A 19,165-nucleotide genomic window follows, 5' to 3' on the forward strand; every position below is an offset into this window, starting at 1 on the left:
GTGGCTATTTCCACTCTGGATACAACAAGCAAGATGAGTCTGTGCCTGCCAATGTCGTGGCTGGCTCTTGCGGCAATATTCTTCTCGGTCAAGTCCTGGGCCGAGCCTGTTCCTCCAGGAACGCCGGACGGTGCCTGCTGGGGCAATAATCAGCTGAGTATTGAAATTAAGAACGGCGCTTTTACCTCCAATGAAAAGGGCACGTTATATGAAACGACCTATCAAACCATTCCCAGTGACTACGACGGTTGGTGCTATTCCGATAGTGGCGAGCAGAGGGCCAGCTATTTCAGGGCTGAGCTGAGTCAGACCTTGTCCCGTGTCGATAATGATTTCTTCAGATTGACCGAAGACATCGATATGAAAATATTCGTAACGGGCAATAGTGCGCCGCAAAGCTACGTCCCCTTCAGGGACAAATTCAATGCGGGCGCCACCGCTGGGCCTTCCGATAATGGTGTCACTCCCTTGCGCTGGGCAAACGCGGGCAACCAGGGCAAAGTCACCTTCCGTCTTCGGCGCAAGGCGCTCAGTGGGGCTGTATACCTTCCGCCCAGCGAGCTTTTTTCGTTCTTTCGCTACTCGCAACCGGGGCGCTGGAGTCCTCAACCGCTGTACACGCTGTCGTTGAAATCACCGACCATTCTGTCGGTTCCCGCTACCTGTGATCTTAATAATGGGCAAAATTTCCTGGCGCTTAAGATAAAAGAGCCGATTGATAGCCGCAAGGTTCAGAGTATTGCGGTGAACAATGTTATCTACGGTTATAACGTGGGTAGCAAGTTGACCCTTCGCTGTGACTCCGGTCAGCTTGATCCGGCCAAATTGGCTATTGGCCTGATAGGCAGCCCCGGGGAAAAGAGCAGTGCGCTGGCCACATCAAATCCGGGAATTGATCTGGTATTTTATGCTCGCTCAGGCAGTGGCGTTTATATCCCGCTCATGCCATTCCAGCAAACACCACTCAATGGACTGGCCACTAAAGGGCTGCTCGAAATCGAGGTGATGGTACAGAAAACTTCAAAGCCCATATCCACTGGCACTCATGCCGGATATGGCGTTCTGACCCTTACGGAATATTAAACTCGGGTTGAAACAGTATTTTTCAAGCGGCGCCCAGGTTGACACTAGCCTGGGCGCTTTTTTTATGCGCCCTGAGTCGCTGGGTAGATGCATTAAGACAAGCTAGAAGTTGACTCGGAATTTTCCTATGCGCTTATCGAACCTTTCTTATCTTAATTCTCTTGTTCGGTAAATATAATAACTCCCGACACTCACTAGTTGGCTGCGGTTTAGTCGACAAGTGGCATGTCATGGATTTTGCCTTGTGGTCTATCCATGTGATGCATGGTGCCAACATATCAAATGTGTACTTGTAGGGATTCTAAAATGAAATTCAGCAAAATGGCGGCAGCTGTAGCAGCAGTGATACTCAGTGGCACTTCGGTGTTGGCCATGGCGGCGGACCAGGGCGGTGGCAAGGTCAACTTCAAGGGCAACATCAACGACTCTCCATGCTCGATTTCCAGTGGCTCCCTGGAGCAGGTGGTGGAGTTCGACTCGATCTCCAACAGCGCGCTGAAAAATGGTGGAAAGTCCGCTTTGAAGCCGTTCTCCATCAAGCTCAACGGCTGCGACCTGGGCTCGCTGAAAAGTGCCACCGTGACCTTCACCGGCGCGCCTTCGGCGGCCAACCCCGATCTTCTGGGCTTCCAGAGCGGTACTGCCAAGGGCGCAAGCCTGGCGATCGCCGATCGCAATGGCACGCTGATCAAGCTCGGCTCGTCCTCCGATCCGCAGAATCTTTCCGACGGTGAAAGTGCGCTGAACTTCACGGCCTATCTGCAAGGCGACATGCTGGCTCCCGAAACCGAAGGCGGTGAGGCCAAGCCGGCCACTGTGGTCGCGGGTACTTTTGATACTGTCGCCAACTTTACCCTGGCGTATCAGTAACTTTGCATGAGGTGCGGCCTGGATACGCAAGTTCGCGTATTCCAGGCGCACTGCCGATCTTGTCTCGATTGGATCGCCGCCAATCTTCTCTGATTTTCGTTGTTTCGACGTTATAGGCCATGCACTGCCATGGCGCTCGAACATGACTCTCGTTAATCAGTACTCAACACTTGGATGTTGCCTGCGTACATATCCAATGTCGTTCGTGACAGTGTTGGGCACAGTGGTCGATCGATGCTGTTTTATGGCCAAGGGAAGCGAGCGAGAGAACTGGTTGTCGTTGTAAAGGGAAGTTAATTACGTGGTTCAACACCGGGTATGGCTCTTCACTACATTGTGGTCTATGGCCAGCTTGGCTAGTGCAGCCGAAGAGTTTCAGTTCAATACGGACATCCTTGATCTCAAGGATCAACAAAATCTCGATCTCGGCTTGTTTTCCAAGGCTAACTTCATTTTGCCGGGGCAATACAACCTGGTCGTTCACGTGAACCGCGACTCGTTGCCGGAAACTTCCGTGGACTACATCGCCCCGGAGGATGACCCCAAGGGCAGTGTGGCCTGCATCTCTCCGGCACTGGTGGCCGAGTTGGGTCTGAAAAAACAGCGGATGAATCAACTTGCCTGGTGGCACCAGGGCAATTGTCTGGATATCAGCAGCATTCCAGGCATGACGGTGCGTGGCGACCTGGGCGCCTCGGCCTTGTATCTGAACATTCCCCAGGACGCCCTTGAATACACGGCAAGCAACTGGGACCCGCCTTCGCGCTGGGACGAGGGCATTAGCGGATTTTTGTTTGACTACAACTTCAATGCCCAGACCATGGATTACGCCGGACCTCAGGCCAGCGACCAGCAGTTGACGGGTAATGGCACCGCCGGTTTCAACCTCGGCGCCTGGCGCCTGCGGGCCGATTGGCAAGGGCAGGTGCACAAGACCTCCGGCAAGCCTAGCCAGCGGCAATTCGCCTGGAGCCGCTACTACGCATCGCGGGCGATTCCGGCGTTGCGCGCCCACCTCAGCCTGGGAGAAAACTATCTGGACTCCAACCTGTTTGGCAGCGTGCGCTACACCGGTGCCAGTCTGGCCACCAGCGACAACATGCTGCCGCCCAACCTGCGCGGCTATGCGCCGGAAGTCAGTGGTGTCGCGCGGACCAACGCGCGGGTGCTGGTCACGCAGCAGGGACGCATTCTGTACGACACCCAAGTGCCGGCGGGGCCCTTTCGCATCCAGGACCTGAGCGATGCGGTGAGCGGCAAGCTGGATGTGCGTGTCGAAGAGCAGGACGGCAGCGTTCAGGAGTTCCAGCTGGACACGGCCAGCATTCCCTACCTCAGCCGCCCGGGCACGGTGCGCTACAAAGTGTCCGCCGGCCGACCTTCGGACTGGGAGCACGAGCCCGATGGCCCAGAGTTCGCCAGCGGCGAATTCTCTTGGGGGGTGAGCAATGGCTGGTCGCTGTATGGCGGGGCGCTGGGGGCGCAAGACTATCGCTCGCTGGCCGTGGGCGTGGGGCGTGACCTGATGGCCTTCGGCGCCCTGGCGGTTGACGTGACTCAGTCCAATGCCCGCCTGGCGGAAATCGGCCAGCGCCAGGGCAAATCCTATCGCGCCAGCTATTCGAAGCGCTTCGAGGATTACGACAGCCAGGTGACGTTCGCCGGTTATCGTTTCTCCGAGGAAGATTTCATGACCATGAACGACTTTATCGAGGCTCGTCGCAGTGGCCGGTTGAATAATCAGAGCAAGGAAATGTACACCGCGACACTGAGCAAGAATTTTCGTGATCAGAACCTGAGCCTGTACTTCAACTACAACCACCAGACCTATTGGAACAATGCGCCGAGCGACCGGTACAGCCTGTCGCTGTCCCGATATTTCAACCTGGGCGGGCTGAAGAACCTGGGCCTGTCGCTGACCGCCTACCGCAGTCAGAGCCATGGCGCGGTCGATGAAGGCGCCTATCTCTCCCTGAGTCTTCCCTGGGGCGACAGCGGCTCGGTCAGTTACAACTCCACGCTCAACCGTGGCAGCAGCGGTCACAGCTTGAGCTATTACGACCGTCCGGATGAGCGCAACAGCTACATGCTCAGCGCCGGTACCGCCAGCGATGGCAACACGGCCAGCGGCTACCTGAACCACGAGGGCAGCCTGGCCGATGTCACCGCCAGCGCCAGCTATCAGGCCGGACGCTATCGTTCTGCCGGTCTTGCAGTGCAGGGCGGGGCGACCCTGACCGCCGAAGGGGCGGCGCTGCACCGGATCACCACCCTGGGCGGTACTCGCCTGCTGCTCGATACCAATGGCGTGGCCGGGGTGCCGGTGCAGGGCAACGGCGCCAGCACCTATTCCAACCGATTCGGCAAGGCGGTGGTGGCTGATATGAACAGCTATTACCGCAATCAGGCGAGCATCAACCTGGATCAACTGGCTGACGACCTGGAAGCCGGGCGCTCGGTGACCCAGGCCACGCTGACCGAGGGCGCGATTGGCTACCGGCGCTTCGGCATTGTTTCCGGGAGCAAGGGCATGGTCCGCATCCTCCTGCCGGACGCGAGCCCGCCGCCTTTTGGCAGCGGTGTGTACAACGCACGAGGCCAGGAAACCGGAATCATTGGCGAAGACGGCCTGGTGTACCTCACCGGCATGCAGGTCGGTGACCTGATGTCGGTGCAGTGGGACGGCAAGGCCCAATGCGACTTCGCCCTGACGGAGCAGGTCAATGCGGATGACCCGCAAGCGCAATTTGTCTGCCGGCCCCTTGCGGCCCGCGAAATCCAATCCCCTAGCAACCCGTAATAAGGAGTGGCTTGCATGCCATGGTTCGACCTGAAAAAAAGCCTGCTTGTCTTCGGCCTGAGCCTCTTGGCTCTGGAGTCGGTACACGCCGCCATCGCCCTTGACCGTACGCGAATCATCTTCAATGGCAGCGAGAAATCGGTGAGCGTGGGCATCAGCAACCAGAATCCCCAGCTGCCGTATCTGGCCCAGGCCTGGCTGGAAAACGACAAGGAGGAGAAGATCGGCGGCCCCTTGACCGTGCTGCCTCCGGTGCAACGGCTCGAAGCCGGCGCCCGCAGTCAGGTGAAGATCCAGAGGCTGGCGCAGGTGGGGCAGTTGCCCCAGGACCGGGAGTCGCTGTTCTACTTCAACTTGCGTGAGATTCCACCGCGCACCGACAAGCCCAATGCCTTGCAGATTGCCCTGCAGACACGGATCAAGCTGTTCTATCGTCCCGAGGCCCTCGTCAGGGGCGGCGGACAGAATCAGGTGCCTTGGCAGGAGCAACTGACGCTGTCCCGGGAGGGCGAGCGCTACGTGGCGCATAACCCGACGGCTTACTACGTGACCCTGGTTGATGCCCAGGTCCGCGTGGGTGGGGCATCCGTTGCAGACTTTCAGCCGGTGATGCTGGCGCCCTGGGGACGCCAGGAGCTGAGTGTCGGCGCCCGGACCCTGGGCAATACGCCGGTGCTGACGTATGTCAACGACTTTGGCGGGCGGCCGCAACTGGAGTTTCGCTGCACGGCGGGGCAGTGCCTGGCCAGGCCGGTGGCCGATGCGAGCTGAGGCGGGCGTGACGCCACTGGGCGCGTTCGGGGTTGTCGCTGCGCAGGCTCAGTGGCTGGGCGCAAGGTTTGCAGCGCAGCCTTGGATGGGCCGGGAGCTGGGGGCCGGTCGCAGGAGGCCGGGCGCTTTCATGAGCCGGTGGTGGCGCGGCAAAACCGGGTGCCTGGTGCTGCTCTGCTGCCTCTTGTGGTTGGGGCTGCCGAGTGTGGGGCGGGCGGCGGGGAATATGGATTTCGCCGGCGTCTTGATCGCGCCTCCGCAATGCACGGTCAGCGACAAGGACGCGCCCATCAGGGTGTCATTCGGCAACGTGCTGCTGCGCAAGATCGACGGCGAGCACTATCGTCAGCCGATTCCCTATCAGATCAAGTGTCCGGGGCTGGTGGCGCAAAATTCGATCTGGAAGATGCGCCTGACGTTCAAGGGCTTAGCGGCAGATTTCAACCCGGCGTTGCTGCGCACCTCTGTCAGTGGCTTGGCCATCAAGCTGTTTCTGGGGGAGCGGGAACTGGAGCTCAACCAGCCTCGGCAGATCAGCCTCGACAGTCTGCAAAAGCCACCGGCATTCGAGGCGGTGCCGGTGAAGAAGGTCGGAGCGCAGCTTGCGTTGAGCCAGTTCAATGCTTCCGGGCTGTTGCTGGTCGAGCTGTATTAGGTGAAGTCATGAAGCGATTGCTCAACGGCTATTTGTGCCTGTGCTGTGCCTGGCTCGCGGGTGGCTTTGGCGCTCCGGCGGCTGCGGCAGACAACGTCTTTTTCAGCGGCCAGCTGATGGATCAGACCTGTACCCTCGAGCCTGGCTCCGAAACCCGGACTCTGGACTTCGAAGATGTGAGTCAGCAGGAGCTCTATCGCGAAGGCAGGACCGCGAGCAAGGCCGTTGTCCTGAACCTGCTTGACTGTGATTCAAGCGCCGGCAGGACCGAGGTCAAGGTGACCTTGGGTGGTCATGAAAGTCAGCAGATACAGGGCTTTCTAGAGCTCGACAGCGGCAGTCCGCAAGGCCTGGTGATTGGCCTGGAGGATGCAGCGGCGCAGCCCTTGCCCCTGGGACGCGCGCATTCCATTGGCCGCATCAGCCAGGACGGCAAGCAGTCAGTGACCTTTCTGGCTTACCTCAAGGCGCTTCCCAATGCCTTGCGCGAGCACAGCATTGGCAAGGGGCCGTTGGCTGCTTCATTGACCTTCACCTTGAGCTATGAGTGAGGGTGGGCGCAGCTGCGTCTTAGACAGCACCGCGTCGAGACGGGAGCGCGTTTACGGCGGCGCCGTTGCCCCCTGGCGCAACAGCACCTTCGGCCAGCGCGGGCGCCATTGCTCTAGGCGTGCAGGTGCTTTTTCAAGAACGACCGGGTGCGTTCGTGAGTCGGGTTTTGCAGGATCTCTTGCGGCGCGCCTTCCTCGACCACCACGCCACCGTCCATGAAGACGATCCGGTCCGCCACTTCACCGGCAAAGCGCATTTCATGGGTGACGATCAACATGGTCATGTGCTCGGCGGCCAGTTGTTTCATCACCTGGTTGACCTCTTCCACCAGCTCCGGGTCCAGGGCCGAGGTGGCTTCATCGAACAGCATGACTTTGGGACGCATCGCCAGGGCCCTGGCAATGGCCACGCGCTGTTTCTGTCCGCCGGACAGGCGAGAAGGGTACTCGTCGAACTTGTTGGCCAGGCCGACTTTCGACAGGTACTCCATGGCCAGTTCGCGAGCGGCGGCTTTGTTCAGCCCTTTGAGCTTGATCGGCCCGAGGGCGATGTTTTCATGCACGGTCAGGTGCGGGAACAGATTGAAGTGCTGGAACACCATGCCCATCTGCTGGCGCACGCTGTTGATGTGCTGTTCGAATGCGCGACCTTTCAACGGCCGGTTGACGTGCTCGCCTTCCAGCCAGATCTCTCCTTCGTTCAGCACTTCCAAGTGATTGATGGAGCGCAGCAGGGTGCTTTTGCCCGAACCACTGGGGCCGATGATGGCGATGATCTGTCCGCGCGCGACAGACAGATCGATGCCTTTGAGCACTTCAAGTGCGCCATACGCCTTGCGCGCACCCTTGACTTCAACCATGAACTTTTCTGTGGTCATCGTGACATCTCTACCTTGGTTTCAAGCAGGTGCAGGCCGGCTTCCAGAACAAGATTGACCGCGTAATAAATCACCGCGACGGCCAGATAGAATTCGAACGGGCTGTAGGTTTCGCTCACGGCGCGCTGGGCGCTGTAGACCAGCTCGGCAATGCCGATGATCGACACCAGGGAGGTGTCCTTTAACAGGACAATCAGGTTGTTGCCCAGCGGCGCCAGGGTGCTGCGCAGTGCCTGCGGCACAATCACGTAGCGCTGGGCCTGACTGCGGCTCAGGCCAATGGAGCGCGCACCTTCAATCTGCCCGGGGTCGACCGACAGGACCCCGGCACGAATCACGTCGGCGTTGTAGACCGCAAAATGCAGGCTCAGGCCGATGATGCCGGCCATCAGCGCCGGGATATCGATCCCCACTTGCACCAGGCCGTAATAGATCAGGTACAGCTGCAGCAGCAGGGGCGTGCCCATCAGCAGCCAGGTCAGGAAACGTATGGGCAGGGAGACCAGTTTCGGGGTGTAGAGCACGATCAGGGCAAAGGCTATTCCAGCGATCAGGCTCAGCACACTGGAGCAAAGGAACAAGACGATGGTCCACCAGAGCCCGGTGGCCAGCAGCTCGGAATAGGGGGTCACGATACTCAGGTCAAGGCTTGGCATGGAGGTGTCTCACTTGGCCGCGAAGCGTTTATCGAGGTGGTCCACCATCAGCCTGACCGTGTAGACCATGGCGATGTACAAAATGGCCGACACCATGAAGATCTCGAATGGCTTGTAGGTGGAGCTGATAAAACGCTGCGCCGTGTAGGAGAGTTCCACCACGGAGATGGTCGACACCAGGGCCGAGCCTTTGATCAGCGCGACCGCATTGACCCCCAGTGGCCGGATCATCAACTTGGCGGTTTGCGGGAGGGTGATCAGCCACAGGGTCTGGCCCTTGCCGAAACCGATTGAGCGGGCGGCTTCGACCTGACCGGGATCGATGTTGCTGATCGCGCCACGAATGGATTCGGCCATGTAGGCCGCGATGTTCAGGCCCAGGCCGATGACACCTGCGGAGAACGGCTCCAGCTCAAGGCCGATTTGCGGGCCGCCAAAGTAGATGAGAAACAGTTGGACCAGACAGGGTGTGCCGCGAAAAACGCTGATGTAGACCCTGGCCAGGCAGCGAAGCAGAAAAAAGCCGGACAGCCGCGCCGCCACCAGCACGACGGCAACCAGCAAACCCAGCAGCAGTGCCAGCAGCGAAACGTGCACCGTGACCCAGGCCGCCTCCAGAAAAAACGGCAGGGTGCGCTGTATAAGTGTCAGATCCATGGGCAGGCTCGAAAAGGTCGGAGTGACTGGCCCGACCCCAGGTCGAGCCAGGCTGCAGATGAGTCAGCGAATGTCCTTGCCAATCCACTGCATCGAGATCTTTTCGTAGCTGCCATCGGCGAGCATGTCGTTCAGCGCCTGCTGCATTGCTGCCTTGAGCTCAGGGTTGTTCTTGCGCAGGGCAATGCCCATGCCTTCAACCCCACCGTCACTGTCGGGTGGCGTGATGATGCGCACCTTCTGCCCGGTTTCCTTGACGGCCACCAGCACCGGAACGCTGTCCATCACCAGCGCATCGAGGCGCCCGGCGTCCAGGTCGACCAGCATCTCGGGAAGGCCTTTGTAGGTCTTGACCTTCAGGTTGCCGCGCGTCCTGGCCCATTTGTCGTGGGCATCGCCCAGGGTGACGCCGACCTTCACCTCCTTCAGGTCATCCAGGCTGTGGATCGGCGAGTCTTCCTTCACCACGATGGTGCGGCCGGCGTGGTAGTAGGGGCCGACGAAATCCACGGCCTTCTGGCGCTCCGGGGTAATGGTCATGGAGGCGATGATGGCGTCATATTTTTTCGCCAGGAGCCCGGCAATGATCCCGTCGAAGGGCGTGGTGACAATGCTGACTTTCACCCCGAGCCGCTGGGCCAGGGCTTCGCTGATGGAGGCGTCGAAGCCGACAATCTGGTTCTGCTCGTTGGCAAAGCTGAAGGGCGAGTACTGCCCGCTCATGGCGATGCGAATCTCTTTGGAGTCCTGGATCGACTGCAAATCATCAGCCTGAACGGCTGTAGGACAGAGGAGCGCCGCGGCCGCGACGGTGGATGCAGCAAGCAGACCCTTGAGCGTTCTGGTTAGCATTGGATGGCACCTTTGAAGAATTATTAATTATTGTTGTTGGGCTCTTCACCCAGGCCTCGGGAAAAGCTTTGCATAGGCCGTTCTGGAAAGCACCCGGCAAGGTGTCCGCCAGCCGGACACATTGCCGGAGTTGGCCGACACTATGTCGGCCGGGCACGCAGGCTGTCACTCGTGCGCCGATCCGGGCGCTCTAGCGCAGGGCCGCCTGGAAGCTGTCGTCCAGCACCTCGAGCAGGAAGTCGGCATTCTTGTGACTGAAAATCATCGACGGGCGCATTTTCAGCACGTTGTCATAGGGGCCTTCGGTGCCGATCAGCACGCCGCGCTCCCGGGCACCATCGGCGACCTTTTTCGCCAGTTGCGTGGCCGGAGCCTTGCTCTGGCGGTCGGTGACCAGTTCGATCCCGAGGAACAGCCCCAGCCCGCGTACATCGCCAATGGCATCGTAGCGCTGCTGCAGTGTGCGAAAGCCATCGAGCAGGTAATTGCCCACCGTCAGTGCGTTGAGTTTCAGGTTGTCGCGCTCGATCACATCGAGAACGCTGAGGCCCACGGCACATGAAACCGGGCTGCCGGCGAAGGTATTGAAGTACTCCATGCCGTTGTTGAAGCTGTCGGCGATCTCGCGGGTGGTCACCACCGCCGACATGGGATGGCCGTTGCCAATGGGTTTGCCCATGGACACCGCATCAGGCACCACGCCCTGGGTTTCAAAGGCCCACCAGTGGCTGCCCACTCGGCCAAAGCCGACCTGAACTTCATCGGCCAGGCACAGACCGCCCTCGGCACGCACCATTGCATAGACTTCTTGCAGGTAGTTTTCCGGGAAAAACAGCTGCCCGGCGACACTGGGAATGGACTCCGCCAAGAAGAACGCCGGGGCTCGGCCTTGCCGGCGCATGCTGTCGATCTGCTCGGCGACACTTTGCGCGAAACGCTTGCCCAGCTCTGCGAATGGCCAGTCATCCGCTGCGCGGTAAACGTCCGGCACGGCCGCCTCGAATACATGCTCTGCACGGCCCTTGCCGGCCTTGCGCTTGTACTTGTAAGGGCTCAGATCAATCAGCTCCTGGGTGGTGCCGTGGTAGGCCCAATCCAGCACGATGGCATCATTGCGCCCGGTGTGATTGCGCGCCATGCGCAGCATCAGGCTGTTGGCCTCGCTGCCGGAACAGCCAAAGGAGGCGACCGCCAGGCCCTCGGGCAATGTTGCGGTGAGCCGCTCGGCGTATTCCACGATGTTGTCGTGCAGGTAGCGGGTGTTGGTGTTCAGCCGTGAAGCCTGACGCGCAAGGGCTTGCACCACATCGGGATGGCAGTGGCCGAGGTGGCAGACGTTGTTGAAGCAGTCCAGATAGGCCCGGCCAAAGTTGTCGATCAACCAGACCCCATCACCGCGTACGAATTTGATCGGGTCCGAGTAGGAAATCGACAAGTTGGGCAGCAGCAGTTCCTTACGCCTGGCCACGATCTGTGCTTTGGTTCGTCCTTCCTGGTGGTAGGTTTCCGGGGGGATTCCGGCCAGGGTCGAAGCATCCGGGAACAGGTCGGCCCACACCTCAAGATAGGCGCGCTCACCGACGCCGATGAACTCGCTCGCTTGCAACTGGGTGTCGGTGGACATCTGGAAATGCACATGGGGCAGCCAGCCGCCATTTTCCGTGTCCGCGCCCATGTAGCCCACCAGCGCGCCAGCGGCCAGATGGTCGCCGGGCTTGAGGCGTGTCAGCGCTTCGTGGGCCATGTGCCCCCACAGGGTCAGGAAGGGCGGGCAGCCTTCAGGCGAGTGCTTGAGCATGATCAAGCCGCCATAGCCCAGCGGTTCAGGCTCGACCTCGACGCTCTGCACCACACCGGCAAGCGGTGTGTACAGCGGCGTTCCGGCCGGCATGATCAAGTCGACACCCAGGTGCATGATCCGACGCTCTCCTGCAATGAAGCGCGATTCAAAGGCGCTGTCGGTGTAGATGGTCCTGGCTTCGCCCCAGGGCCCGATGCCCAGCGGCACCTGATGTTCAGCTGAGAAATCATTCCACCACTGGGTCGCCTCTGCCGGGCGCTGCGCGGCGGAAGCGATGGTCATTTCATGGGCGGCATCGGCGAACGGCACAATGGCCTTGTTCAGGGTTGCCGCCGAGGGATGCACGATGTCCGCGAAGGACTGGCGGTTTTCATCCACCCAGCGGCGAATGGCCCCGGCACCTTCTATCGCGTCGTAACCGCAGGCTTTGCGCAGGATCGCCGTCGCCAGGCGCGGGTTCATGCGATCCATCTTTTCCAGCAGGCGCCAGGCCGGGGCTTCGCTGATGGCCAGGTAGGGGTTGTCCTGGGTCTGCTGGTGGCGCGAGGCCGACAAGGTGACGCTGATGACCAGGCGCATGGCGATCAGATTGAACAGCACGTCCAGCTCTTGCGGCTGCAGCGGGTAGCGCTCATGGAAGCCGCCGGTGAGGGCGGCGGCCGCGCCTATTGGGTCTTGCATGTCGAGAATGGCGTAGGCGCAGGTGATGGCGACTTCGGCAATCAGCACCGTGTGCACCGCATCGCCGAAATCGATGATGCCCGAGACCTGCTGGTGGTTTTGCGGGTTGATGAGGATGTTCCAGTCATTACCGTCGTTGTGAATGACCTGGGTGCGCAAGCGCGCAAGCTTGGGTTCGACCCTGGTTTCGAAATCATCGATGAAGCGCTGCAGAATGGCGCGTCTGGCGGGGTCCTTGATGAAGTGCAGGCGGGCGCGGGAACGGGCGGCGTGCCGCAGGTCCCAGTCCAGATCGCGGACCGCGCCGGGATGCATGAAGCCCTGAAGGGCATGGTCCATGTCGGCGAATGATTGACCCAGGCTGCGCATGAGTTCGAAGGTGCGCGGGACCTCGGCCAGCGGCGTTCCTTGCAGCCAGCTCACCAGGCGCACCGCGTGGGTTTCGCCAGAGGGCGCCACGGCCGAGGCGAGTAAATCGCCGGCCAGGCTTTTCTTCAACTGCGGTACGCCAAGCTCGGGGCTGTGATCGGCCAGATGGCTGAGGATGGCGGTCTGCAGCTGGCTTTCAATGCGCGGTTCGCTGGCGTTGACGACTTTCAGAATCCATCCCGCATCGGTCGCTGTGTTCAGCCGGAAGTTGCAGTCTCGCTCGCCGTCCAGAGGCGAGGCGCTCGCGCTGACATTGAAAAGCTGCGCAGCCAATTGTTCGGCATCGCGGGGCGAGAACTGCGGGGCGGGGTGGCAAAGGTCAGTCATGGTAATGGTTTTCCTGGTTATTTTTTTCAGTTAGCTTGGCATGCGAAATCTTCGAGGGCAGTAGGTATGCGGTCGGCTTTGGCCTGCATATTGTCGGAATCGACCGACACAAAATCGGCAGTCAATGTGAGGAGTTTCAATGCGCGAGCTGGACGTGAAAGATCGGGAAATACTCGACATTCTGTCTAAAGAGGCGCGGATCGCCCTGAAGGCCCTGGCCGCGAGAATCGGCTTGTCCAGAAGCGCCACCAGCGAGCGCGTCAGCAACCTTGAGCGCAATGGTGTGATCCGCGGCTACCGGGCGGACATTGGCGAAATCGACGCCAACGTGATTCGCGCCATGTTTCTGGTGTGCCTGAAACGCACCCCGGCCATCAGCCTGCTGGACATGCTGGCCCAGCACTCGCAGGTGCGCCGCATCTCTTCGGTCAGTGGCCAGCTGGACCTGGTGATCGAGATCGAATCACGCACCATTGATGATCTGAACCGAGTCCGGGATGCCGTCGCCAGCCACGAATCGGTCGAGGACATCACCACCGCCGTGGTCCTTCGCCGCGATATCGATCGACAGACCTCCTGATCCGCCGCGGCAAGTCTTGATGGCGCGCGCCTGCGGGAAATGCCGGACACCGCTCAAACGCAGCGGCAATCCACGCTTGGCACCTGATCCCAGTGGCCTGATCCGTGAAGTCGGGCCAGGCTCTTCACGGCAATCGCAATGTGCCGTGCTGTACAACTCCCATTCGTAAACCATAAAATGAGAAGCATTATCATTAATGCGAATCTCCCATGCACAACCACAGCCTCTCTTCGCCTGTCGCTCAGCTGTATGCGAATCATCACGGCTGGCTGCGCGGCTGGTTGCATCGGCGCCTGGGGCACAGCGCCGATGCCGAGGACTTGGCGCACGACACCTTTATCCGCGTGCTGCGGTCCCAGGAAGATGTGCGTGAGCTGCGCCAGCCCATGGCGTTTCTGGCCACCATCGCCAATGGTCTGTTGATCAATCGCTGGCGTCGTCAGGCCATCGAGCGGGCTTACCTGGAGGCGCTGGCGGCACGGCCGGTGGGGGAGGAGCCTTCGCCGGAAGAGCGGCATCTGATGATCGAGACCCTGCTGCAGCTGGATTCGCTGCTGGTGGGTTTGTCGTCGCGGGTGCGGCAGATTTTCTTTCTGTCCCAGCTCGATGGCTTGACCTACCCGCAGATCGCCGCGCAGTTGGGCCTGACCGTGGCCCAGGTGCAGCGGGCCATGGGCAAGGCGTTCAGCGTCTGCTATGCGAGCCTGTTTGAATGAGTGGCGTCGCGGTCGATCCCCGGGTGCGGGACAGCGCCATTGATTGGCTGGTGCGGATGCAGTCCGGGCTGATGAGCGCCGCGGACCATCAGGCCTTGCAGCAGTGGCGCGAGGCCAGTGCCGAGCATGAGTACGCCTGGCAGCGGGTCAGCGGTTTGCCGCTGATGTTGCAGCCGGGGGCCCATCTGCTGGCTGATGCCACGGCGCGCCGGGCCTTGCAGGCGGCGGGCGCCGATCCGCAACGGCGGCGGCAGGTGCTCAAGTGCCTGTTGGCGCTGGGACTGCTGGGAGGCGTGTCCTGGCAGGGGGCGGATTCCACCCTGGTGCGTTCAGCCTTGGCCGGTTATCGCACCGGCATCGGTGAGCGGCGACGTTGGGCCCTGGCTGACGGCGGTTCGCTGTGGCTGAACACCGCCAGTGCGGTGAATCTGGACTTGGGTGCCGGGCAGCGCAGCGTGCAGTTGATCGAGGGCGAGCTGGCCCTGGATACCCCGGTCGGATCGGCCTCCCTGCAACTGCAAACGCCGGATGCGCTGTTGTACAGCCAGGGCGCCCATCTGCTGGTGCGCCATGATCGCCAGGGCACTCAGGTGACCGTGCTGCGCGGGCTGGTGCAGGTCAGTGCCCGGCAGCCGTCGACCCCGCTGCCATTGCAGGCCGGCTGGCAAACCCGGGTCGATGGCCAGGGAGCCGGGCGGCCGACCTCCATCGATGTGTTTCTGGCCCAGGCCTGGATGCGCGGCATCCTGCCCGCCGAGCGCATGCGCCTGGATCAGTTGCTGGCAGAGCTTTCGCGCTATCGCCCGGGTTTTTTACGTTGCAGCGAAGCGGTTGCCGCTTTGCGGGTGACCGGTAGTTTCCAGCTGGACGACACCGATGCCGCCCTGGCCCTGGTGGCCAATACCCTACCGGTGCGCATCGAGCGCAGAACCCGTTATTGGGTGACGGTGGTGCCGGCCTGAAAGTTTTTTTTCACCTGCGCGATAGTTTTTTCGATCTGGCTTGGCCTTCAGGTATCACCCACCGGCACAGGTGGGTTTCGATCCTTAGGAGCCTTGCATGATTTTCCCCGCTCGTGTCTTGCGTACCCACACCTTCGGCCTGCTGTTGCTCAGTCTGCAACCGCTCTACAGCGAGATGGTGCTGGCGGCCGGCGAACGTCACTACAGCATCGGCGCCGGTCCCCTGGACCAGGTGCTGTCACGTTTTGGCGCCGAGGCGGGGATCAGCATGGCCGGCAGTGCGCTGCTCACGGCGGGCAAGACCAGCCAGGGCCTGCAAGGGGATTTCACCACCGAAGCGGGCTTGAACCAGCTGCTGGCGGGCACCGGCCTGGGCTACGTGCGTCAGGCCGACGGCGGCTATGCCTTGCGCCTGCGCCTTGATGCGGTGTCGCTGCCGACGCAGAAGGTCAAGGGCGAGAACCCTGACGAGCAAGAGGTGTATCGGGCACCGCGTTCGTCGGTGTACATCTCCGCCGACGACATGCAGCGCTTTGGCGTGGTGTCGGTGGGCGACGTGCTCAAGGGCCAGCCCGGGGTGCAGGTCGGCGACAGCCGCAATGGCGGCGGCCTAGATGTGAACATTCGCGGCATCCAGGGCCAGAGCCGAGTGGCGGTGACAGTGGACGGGTCGCAACAGGCGCTGGATGTCTATCGCGGTTATGCCGGCACCCAGCAACGCAGCTACATCGACCCGGACATGATCAGCGACATCGCCATCGACAAGGGCCCGAGCCTGACCTCCAGCGCCATCGGCGGCACGGTCAAGATGCGCACCCTCGGCGTCGGCGACATCCTCAAGGACGGTCAGAATGTCGGCCTGCGGCTCAAGGGCGATGTCTGGAACAACGGCGTGGCGCCGGCCCGTCGCGACCCCCACTCCAAGACCGAGGACCTGGACGCGGAGCCGCACCAGAGCCGTGGCGGGCTGTTCGGCTCGGACGCGGAGTCCGGCAGTGCTGCGTTTGCCTACAGCCATGACTTGTTCGATGTGGTGGCGGCCTACGCCCAGCGCAACCAGGGCAACTATTTCGCCGGCAAGAAGGGCCAGGATCGCTACCGCACCTTTGACCGCTACGGCGATGAAGAGACCAGTGTGGCCACCACCTACAACGCCGGGGAAGAGGTGCTGAACTCCTCGTCGAAGACCCAATCGTGGCTGCTCAAGACCACCCTGCGCCCAGCGGACGGCCACAGCTTCGACCTCGGCTACCGGCGCTATGACGGGCGCATCGGCGAGATCATGCCCTCGGACATCTTCCGTTTCGGCACCGGTGGCATCTACCAGTACCCTCTGGGCCACACCCAGATCGACACCTACACCGCGCGCTACAACTACCTGCCCGCGGACAACCCGCTACTGGACCTGACTGCCGACCTGTGGCTGACCGATGCGCAGACCAGCCAACTGAGCGCCTGGTCGGCACCGGCTTCCCAGGCCTATCGCACGGACCGTTCCTGGGCCCGCCAGGCCAACCGCCGCACGGGCGGCGGTCTGGCCAATACCTCGCGCTTTAGCACCGACTACGGCGACTTGAAGCTGGACCTGGGCGGCTCGTTCCAGCTGGAAGAACTGCGTCCGCAGAAGGGCGTGGTCACCACCCAGGACGACATCAACGCCAACCGCAGCTTGCGCGAAGGCTCGCGGCAGGAGTTCAGCTTCAACGGCAAGCTGGAATACCAGCCGGTGGAGCGCCTGACGCTGTGGGGCGGCGGTCGTTACACCCACTATCGCAGCAAGGACCATGTGGCTAATGCCACGGCGCGCAGAGAGGAACGCGAACACAAGTACGTGACCGTCTCCAGGCCCGGCGACTATGGCTACCTGATGTGGTTCCCGGACCAGAACGGGCTGTACACCGATGCGACCGACCCACGCTTGAACAACGGCATTGTTTTCAACAACACCAACTATCCATTCGAAGGCACGCCCTATAACCAATTCGGCGCGACCGAGACGGAAGTGGGCGACGCGCAAGTAGGCCGGGTGGTCACCGGCTACAACTATTCGGGCAAGGCCAGCAACAGCGGTGGCGCCTTTGCTCCGGCCTTCGGCATCAATATCGAGGTGCTGCCAGACACCTTCGTCTATGCCTCCTACACCCAGGGCTTTCGCATGCCTTCGCTGTTCGAAACCGGCTACGGTGTGCAGCAGACCACGCCGGGCAAGGGCCTGAAGCCCGAGCGCTCAAGCAACTGGGAGATCGGCGCCAGCACCTTGCACAAGGGGCTGTTCGTGGATGACGATTCGGCGGCGATCAAGCTCGCCTACTTCAACAACAGCATCAAAAACTACATCACCCGCTACTACGATCCGAGCCCGGGCCTGTGGGGCCTGATGCGCTTCAGCAATACCGACAGCTACACCACCCGCGGCCTGGAACTGCAGACCCACTACGATGCCGGACGGGTGTTTGCCGACCTGTCGTCCACCTACTACCTGAAGACCGAAACCTGCGACGCGGCCTTCGCCGCCACCCTGCGGGCCACCAGCAACCCCTACCGGAAAACCGCCGACACCCCGGACTGCACCCCGGGCAGCTTCATGGGGTCCTACACCAACACCCAGAACCCGCCGCGCTTTGCCGGCAACCTGACCACCGGCCTGCGCTTCTTCGACCAGAGCCTGACCCTCGGCACGCGGATTACCTACACCTCGGGGCCCACCGTCACCGCCGACAAGCCATGGCAGACCGGCGCCACCACGCCACAGCTGAACTACCGCGAAGTGGCGCTGTTCGATCTGTTCCTCAACTACAAGTTGAAGCAAGACGCCAGCCTCAACGTGTCGCTGCAAAACCTCACGGATCGCTACTACCTGGACCCACTGGCGCAGAGCTTCATGCCGGCGCCGGGGCGCACGCTGCGGGTGGGGATGCAGGCGAAGTTCTGAGGGGCCGGCAGTGGCCAGCCGGTTGTGGTGAGTCAACGCGACGGCCATTCAGAGGGCGCTTTTGCGGCTACAGTTTTCAGTGCCCTAATTGAGAGGAATCCAGATGAACCTTTTGTCTTCTGTATCGCCACCCAAGCCTGTTGCCCTGCTGGGTTATGGCGGCTTGCTGCCGTTTCTCGGGCTGGCGTTGCTGGCCGTGGTTGCGCACGGACAGCGGCTGTTGTGGTGCCAGGCATTGGTCAGTTACGGGGCGGTGATCCTGAGTTTTGTCGGAGCCCTGCATTGGGGATTTGCCATGATCGCTCCCGGCATGAACGCGCAGCAGCGTCACACACGCTTTGTTTGGAGCATCGTCCCTGCGCTGATGGGCTGGGTCGCCACCTTGCTGCCGCTGTCATGGGGCGGGCTGTTATTGATTGGCGGATTCTTCGCGCACTGGTGGCATGACCGGCAACTCTCGCAGGTCATGCACCTACCGGCCTGGTACCTGCCGATGCGTTTGCGCCTGACCATCGTGGCCAGCGCCTGCCTACTGCTGGGTGTGCTCGTGATGGCCATCGGGAGTTAAGTGCGACGTTCAGCTGCCGCCTCCCACCGAAGGGGCGGTGGTTGAAGCAACAGGCATCGCCGAGGAGGGGCGCTGAGGATCATTCGTTGGATCGGCAAAGAGTTACCAGCCCCGTCGAGTGGCGGCTGATATCATTCCTGCACTTAAAAAGCCGGGTAGCCCCACATGAATCGTCGCAAGAAAATCCAGCAGCTATTGAAGGCTCACGCCAAGAAGGCCAGCGCCAAACTGGCTCCGCAAAAAAAGTCCAAGTACATCAGCAAGGCTGATCGGGCGAAGCTGGCCACCGAGGCCAATGACGACGCTGTGGTTGTCACTGAGAGCTGATCCATCCGCTTGAAGCCCGACGGACCTTTATCTGGCCGACTTGCGCGACGCTATCTTTTCTCGGGCTGA

General features: G+C 61.2%; 17 protein-coding genes. 12 read left to right on the forward strand and 5 right to left on the reverse strand.

Translation table 11 applies throughout. From position 1 onward, the window contains the following. The 6 genes from KHO49_RS26265 (at position 1) to KHO49_RS26290 (ending at position 6,730) form a co-directional block, all read left to right on the forward strand. On the forward strand, positions 1 to 1,083 hold the full coding sequence (locus KHO49_RS26265) for a hypothetical protein (protein ID WP_170003683.1): 1,083 nt from the start codon (positions 1 to 3) through the stop codon (positions 1,081 to 1,083). A 306-nt stretch (positions 1,084 to 1,389) separates the two neighbouring features. Continuing rightward, entirely contained in the window at positions 1,390 to 1,953 is a 564-nt protein-coding gene (locus KHO49_RS26270; RefSeq protein WP_110595874.1) for a fimbrial protein, read from the forward strand. A 343-nt stretch (positions 1,954 to 2,296) separates the two neighbouring features. Beyond that, on the forward strand, positions 2,297 to 4,753 hold the full coding sequence (locus KHO49_RS26275; RefSeq protein WP_170003686.1) for an outer membrane usher protein: 2,457 nt from the start codon (positions 2,297 to 2,299) through the stop codon (positions 4,751 to 4,753). Between the two features lie 15 nt (positions 4,754 to 4,768). Further along, positions 4,769 to 5,524, forward strand: coding sequence for a fimbria/pilus periplasmic chaperone (locus KHO49_RS26280; RefSeq protein ID WP_213666103.1), 756 nt, complete (start codon positions 4,769 to 4,771; stop codon positions 5,522 to 5,524). A 7-nt stretch (positions 5,525 to 5,531) separates the two neighbouring features. Beyond that, the gene (locus KHO49_RS26285) at positions 5,532 to 6,179 is read left to right on the forward strand and encodes a fimbrial protein (RefSeq protein ID WP_213666104.1); all 648 of its coding nucleotides are present in this window, start codon (positions 5,532 to 5,534) and stop codon (positions 6,177 to 6,179) included. 8 nt (positions 6,180 to 6,187) lie between these two features. Next, on the forward strand, positions 6,188 to 6,730 hold the full coding sequence (locus KHO49_RS26290; RefSeq protein WP_170003692.1) for a fimbrial protein: 543 nt from the start codon (positions 6,188 to 6,190) through the stop codon (positions 6,728 to 6,730). A 113-nt stretch (positions 6,731 to 6,843) separates the two neighbouring features. Here KHO49_RS26290 and KHO49_RS26295 read toward each other — a convergent pair whose 3' ends face one another. From KHO49_RS26295 to KHO49_RS26315, 5 genes are all read right to left on the reverse strand, one after another. After that, positions 6,844 to 7,608: an amino acid ABC transporter ATP-binding protein gene (locus tag KHO49_RS26295; protein WP_102879948.1), complete on the reverse strand. Its 765-nt coding sequence runs from the start codon at positions 7,606 to 7,608 to the stop codon at positions 6,844 to 6,846. Further along, on the reverse strand, positions 7,605 to 8,264 hold the full coding sequence (locus KHO49_RS26300) for an amino acid ABC transporter permease (RefSeq protein WP_102879947.1): 660 nt from the start codon (positions 8,262 to 8,264) through the stop codon (positions 7,605 to 7,607). The genes KHO49_RS26295 and KHO49_RS26300 overlap by 4 nt, the downstream gene beginning before the upstream one ends. Positions 8,265 to 8,273: 9 nt before the next feature. Then, positions 8,274 to 8,921, reverse strand: coding sequence for an amino acid ABC transporter permease (locus tag KHO49_RS26305; RefSeq protein ID WP_102879946.1), 648 nt, complete (start codon positions 8,919 to 8,921; stop codon positions 8,274 to 8,276). Between the two features lie 63 nt (positions 8,922 to 8,984). Beyond that, entirely contained in the window at positions 8,985 to 9,773 is a 789-nt protein-coding gene (locus KHO49_RS26310; protein ID WP_102879945.1) for an ABC transporter substrate-binding protein, read from the reverse strand. Positions 9,774 to 9,963: 190 nt separating this feature from the next. Then, positions 9,964 to 13,011 carry an aminotransferase class III-fold pyridoxal phosphate-dependent enzyme gene (locus tag KHO49_RS26315; protein ID WP_213666105.1) on the reverse strand — a complete coding sequence of 1,016 codons (3,048 nt, stop codon included), beginning with the start codon at positions 13,009 to 13,011 and terminating at the stop codon, positions 9,964 to 9,966. A 139-nt stretch (positions 13,012 to 13,150) separates the two neighbouring features. Between KHO49_RS26315 and KHO49_RS26320 the strand changes: the two genes are divergently transcribed. The 6 genes from KHO49_RS26320 (at position 13,151) to KHO49_RS26345 (ending at position 19,096) form a co-directional block, all read left to right on the forward strand. After that, positions 13,151 to 13,591, forward strand: a complete 441-nt coding sequence (locus KHO49_RS26320) for an Lrp/AsnC family transcriptional regulator (protein WP_102879943.1) — start codon at positions 13,151 to 13,153, stop codon at positions 13,589 to 13,591. Between the two features lie 209 nt (positions 13,592 to 13,800). After that, positions 13,801 to 14,307 carry a sigma-70 family RNA polymerase sigma factor gene (locus KHO49_RS26325; protein WP_110595868.1) on the forward strand — a complete coding sequence of 169 codons (507 nt, stop codon included), beginning with the start codon at positions 13,801 to 13,803 and terminating at the stop codon, positions 14,305 to 14,307. Then, on the forward strand, positions 14,304 to 15,269 hold the full coding sequence (locus tag KHO49_RS26330; RefSeq protein ID WP_213666106.1) for a DUF4880 domain-containing protein: 966 nt from the start codon (positions 14,304 to 14,306) through the stop codon (positions 15,267 to 15,269). Before KHO49_RS26325 ends, KHO49_RS26330 begins: the two co-directional genes overlap by 4 nt. A 97-nt stretch (positions 15,270 to 15,366) precedes the next feature. Next, positions 15,367 to 18,201 (forward strand): TonB-dependent receptor, encoded by a 2,835-nt coding sequence (locus tag KHO49_RS26335; protein ID WP_213666107.1) that lies wholly within the window; start codon positions 15,367 to 15,369, stop codon positions 18,199 to 18,201. A 103-nt stretch (positions 18,202 to 18,304) separates the two neighbouring features. Then, a complete protein-coding gene (locus KHO49_RS26340) occupies positions 18,305 to 18,769 on the forward strand; it encodes a DUF3429 domain-containing protein (RefSeq protein ID WP_047303602.1) in 465 nt (154 codons plus the stop codon). Positions 18,770 to 18,934: 165 nt separating this feature from the next. Beyond that, on the forward strand, positions 18,935 to 19,096 hold the full coding sequence (locus KHO49_RS26345; RefSeq protein ID WP_102864230.1) for a DUF2986 domain-containing protein: 162 nt from the start codon (positions 18,935 to 18,937) through the stop codon (positions 19,094 to 19,096). The last annotated feature ends 69 nt before the right edge of the window (positions 19,097 to 19,165 follow it).

This window comes from Pseudomonas sp. RC4D1 (genome assembly GCF_018390395.1).
Taxonomy (GTDB): Bacteria; Pseudomonadota; Gammaproteobacteria; order Pseudomonadales; family Pseudomonadaceae; genus Aquipseudomonas; species Aquipseudomonas danubii.

What these genes read in the sequence shown, in the direction of transcription:
- KHO49_RS26270 (WP_110595874.1), top strand. Translation starts at nt 1,390, where the DNA reads ATGAAATTCAGCAAAATGGCGGCAGCTGTAGCAGCAGTGATACTCAGT.
- KHO49_RS26275 (WP_170003686.1), top strand. Translation starts at nt 2,297, where the DNA reads ATGGCCAGCTTGGCTAGTGCAGCCGAAGAGTTTCAGTTCAATACGGAC.
- KHO49_RS26280 (WP_213666103.1), top strand. Translation starts at nt 4,769, where the DNA reads ATGCCATGGTTCGACCTGAAAAAAAGCCTGCTTGTCTTCGGCCTGAGC.
- KHO49_RS26290 (WP_170003692.1), top strand. Translation starts at nt 6,188, where the DNA reads ATGAAGCGATTGCTCAACGGCTATTTGTGCCTGTGCTGTGCCTGGCTC.
- KHO49_RS26295 (WP_102879948.1), bottom strand. Translation starts at nt 7,608, where the DNA reads ATGACCACAGAAAAGTTCATGGTTGAAGTCAAGGGTGCGCGCAAGGCG.
- KHO49_RS26300 (WP_102879947.1), bottom strand. Translation starts at nt 8,264, where the DNA reads ATGCCAAGCCTTGACCTGAGTATCGTGACCCCCTATTCCGAGCTGCTG.
- KHO49_RS26305 (WP_102879946.1), bottom strand. Translation starts at nt 8,921, where the DNA reads ATGGATCTGACACTTATACAGCGCACCCTGCCGTTTTTTCTGGAGGCG.
- KHO49_RS26310 (WP_102879945.1), bottom strand. Translation starts at nt 9,773, where the DNA reads ATGCTAACCAGAACGCTCAAGGGTCTGCTTGCTGCATCCACCGTCGCG.
- KHO49_RS26315 (WP_213666105.1), bottom strand. Translation starts at nt 13,011, where the DNA reads ATGACTGACCTTTGCCACCCCGCCCCGCAGTTCTCGCCCCGCGATGCC.
- KHO49_RS26320 (WP_102879943.1), top strand. Translation starts at nt 13,151, where the DNA reads ATGCGCGAGCTGGACGTGAAAGATCGGGAAATACTCGACATTCTGTCT.
- KHO49_RS26325 (WP_110595868.1), top strand. Translation starts at nt 13,801, where the DNA reads ATGCACAACCACAGCCTCTCTTCGCCTGTCGCTCAGCTGTATGCGAAT.
- KHO49_RS26330 (WP_213666106.1), top strand. Translation starts at nt 14,304, where the DNA reads ATGAGTGGCGTCGCGGTCGATCCCCGGGTGCGGGACAGCGCCATTGAT.
- KHO49_RS26335 (WP_213666107.1), top strand. Translation starts at nt 15,367, where the DNA reads ATGATTTTCCCCGCTCGTGTCTTGCGTACCCACACCTTCGGCCTGCTG.
- KHO49_RS26340 (WP_047303602.1), top strand. Translation starts at nt 18,305, where the DNA reads ATGAACCTTTTGTCTTCTGTATCGCCACCCAAGCCTGTTGCCCTGCTG.
- KHO49_RS26345 (WP_102864230.1), top strand. Translation starts at nt 18,935, where the DNA reads ATGAATCGTCGCAAGAAAATCCAGCAGCTATTGAAGGCTCACGCCAAG.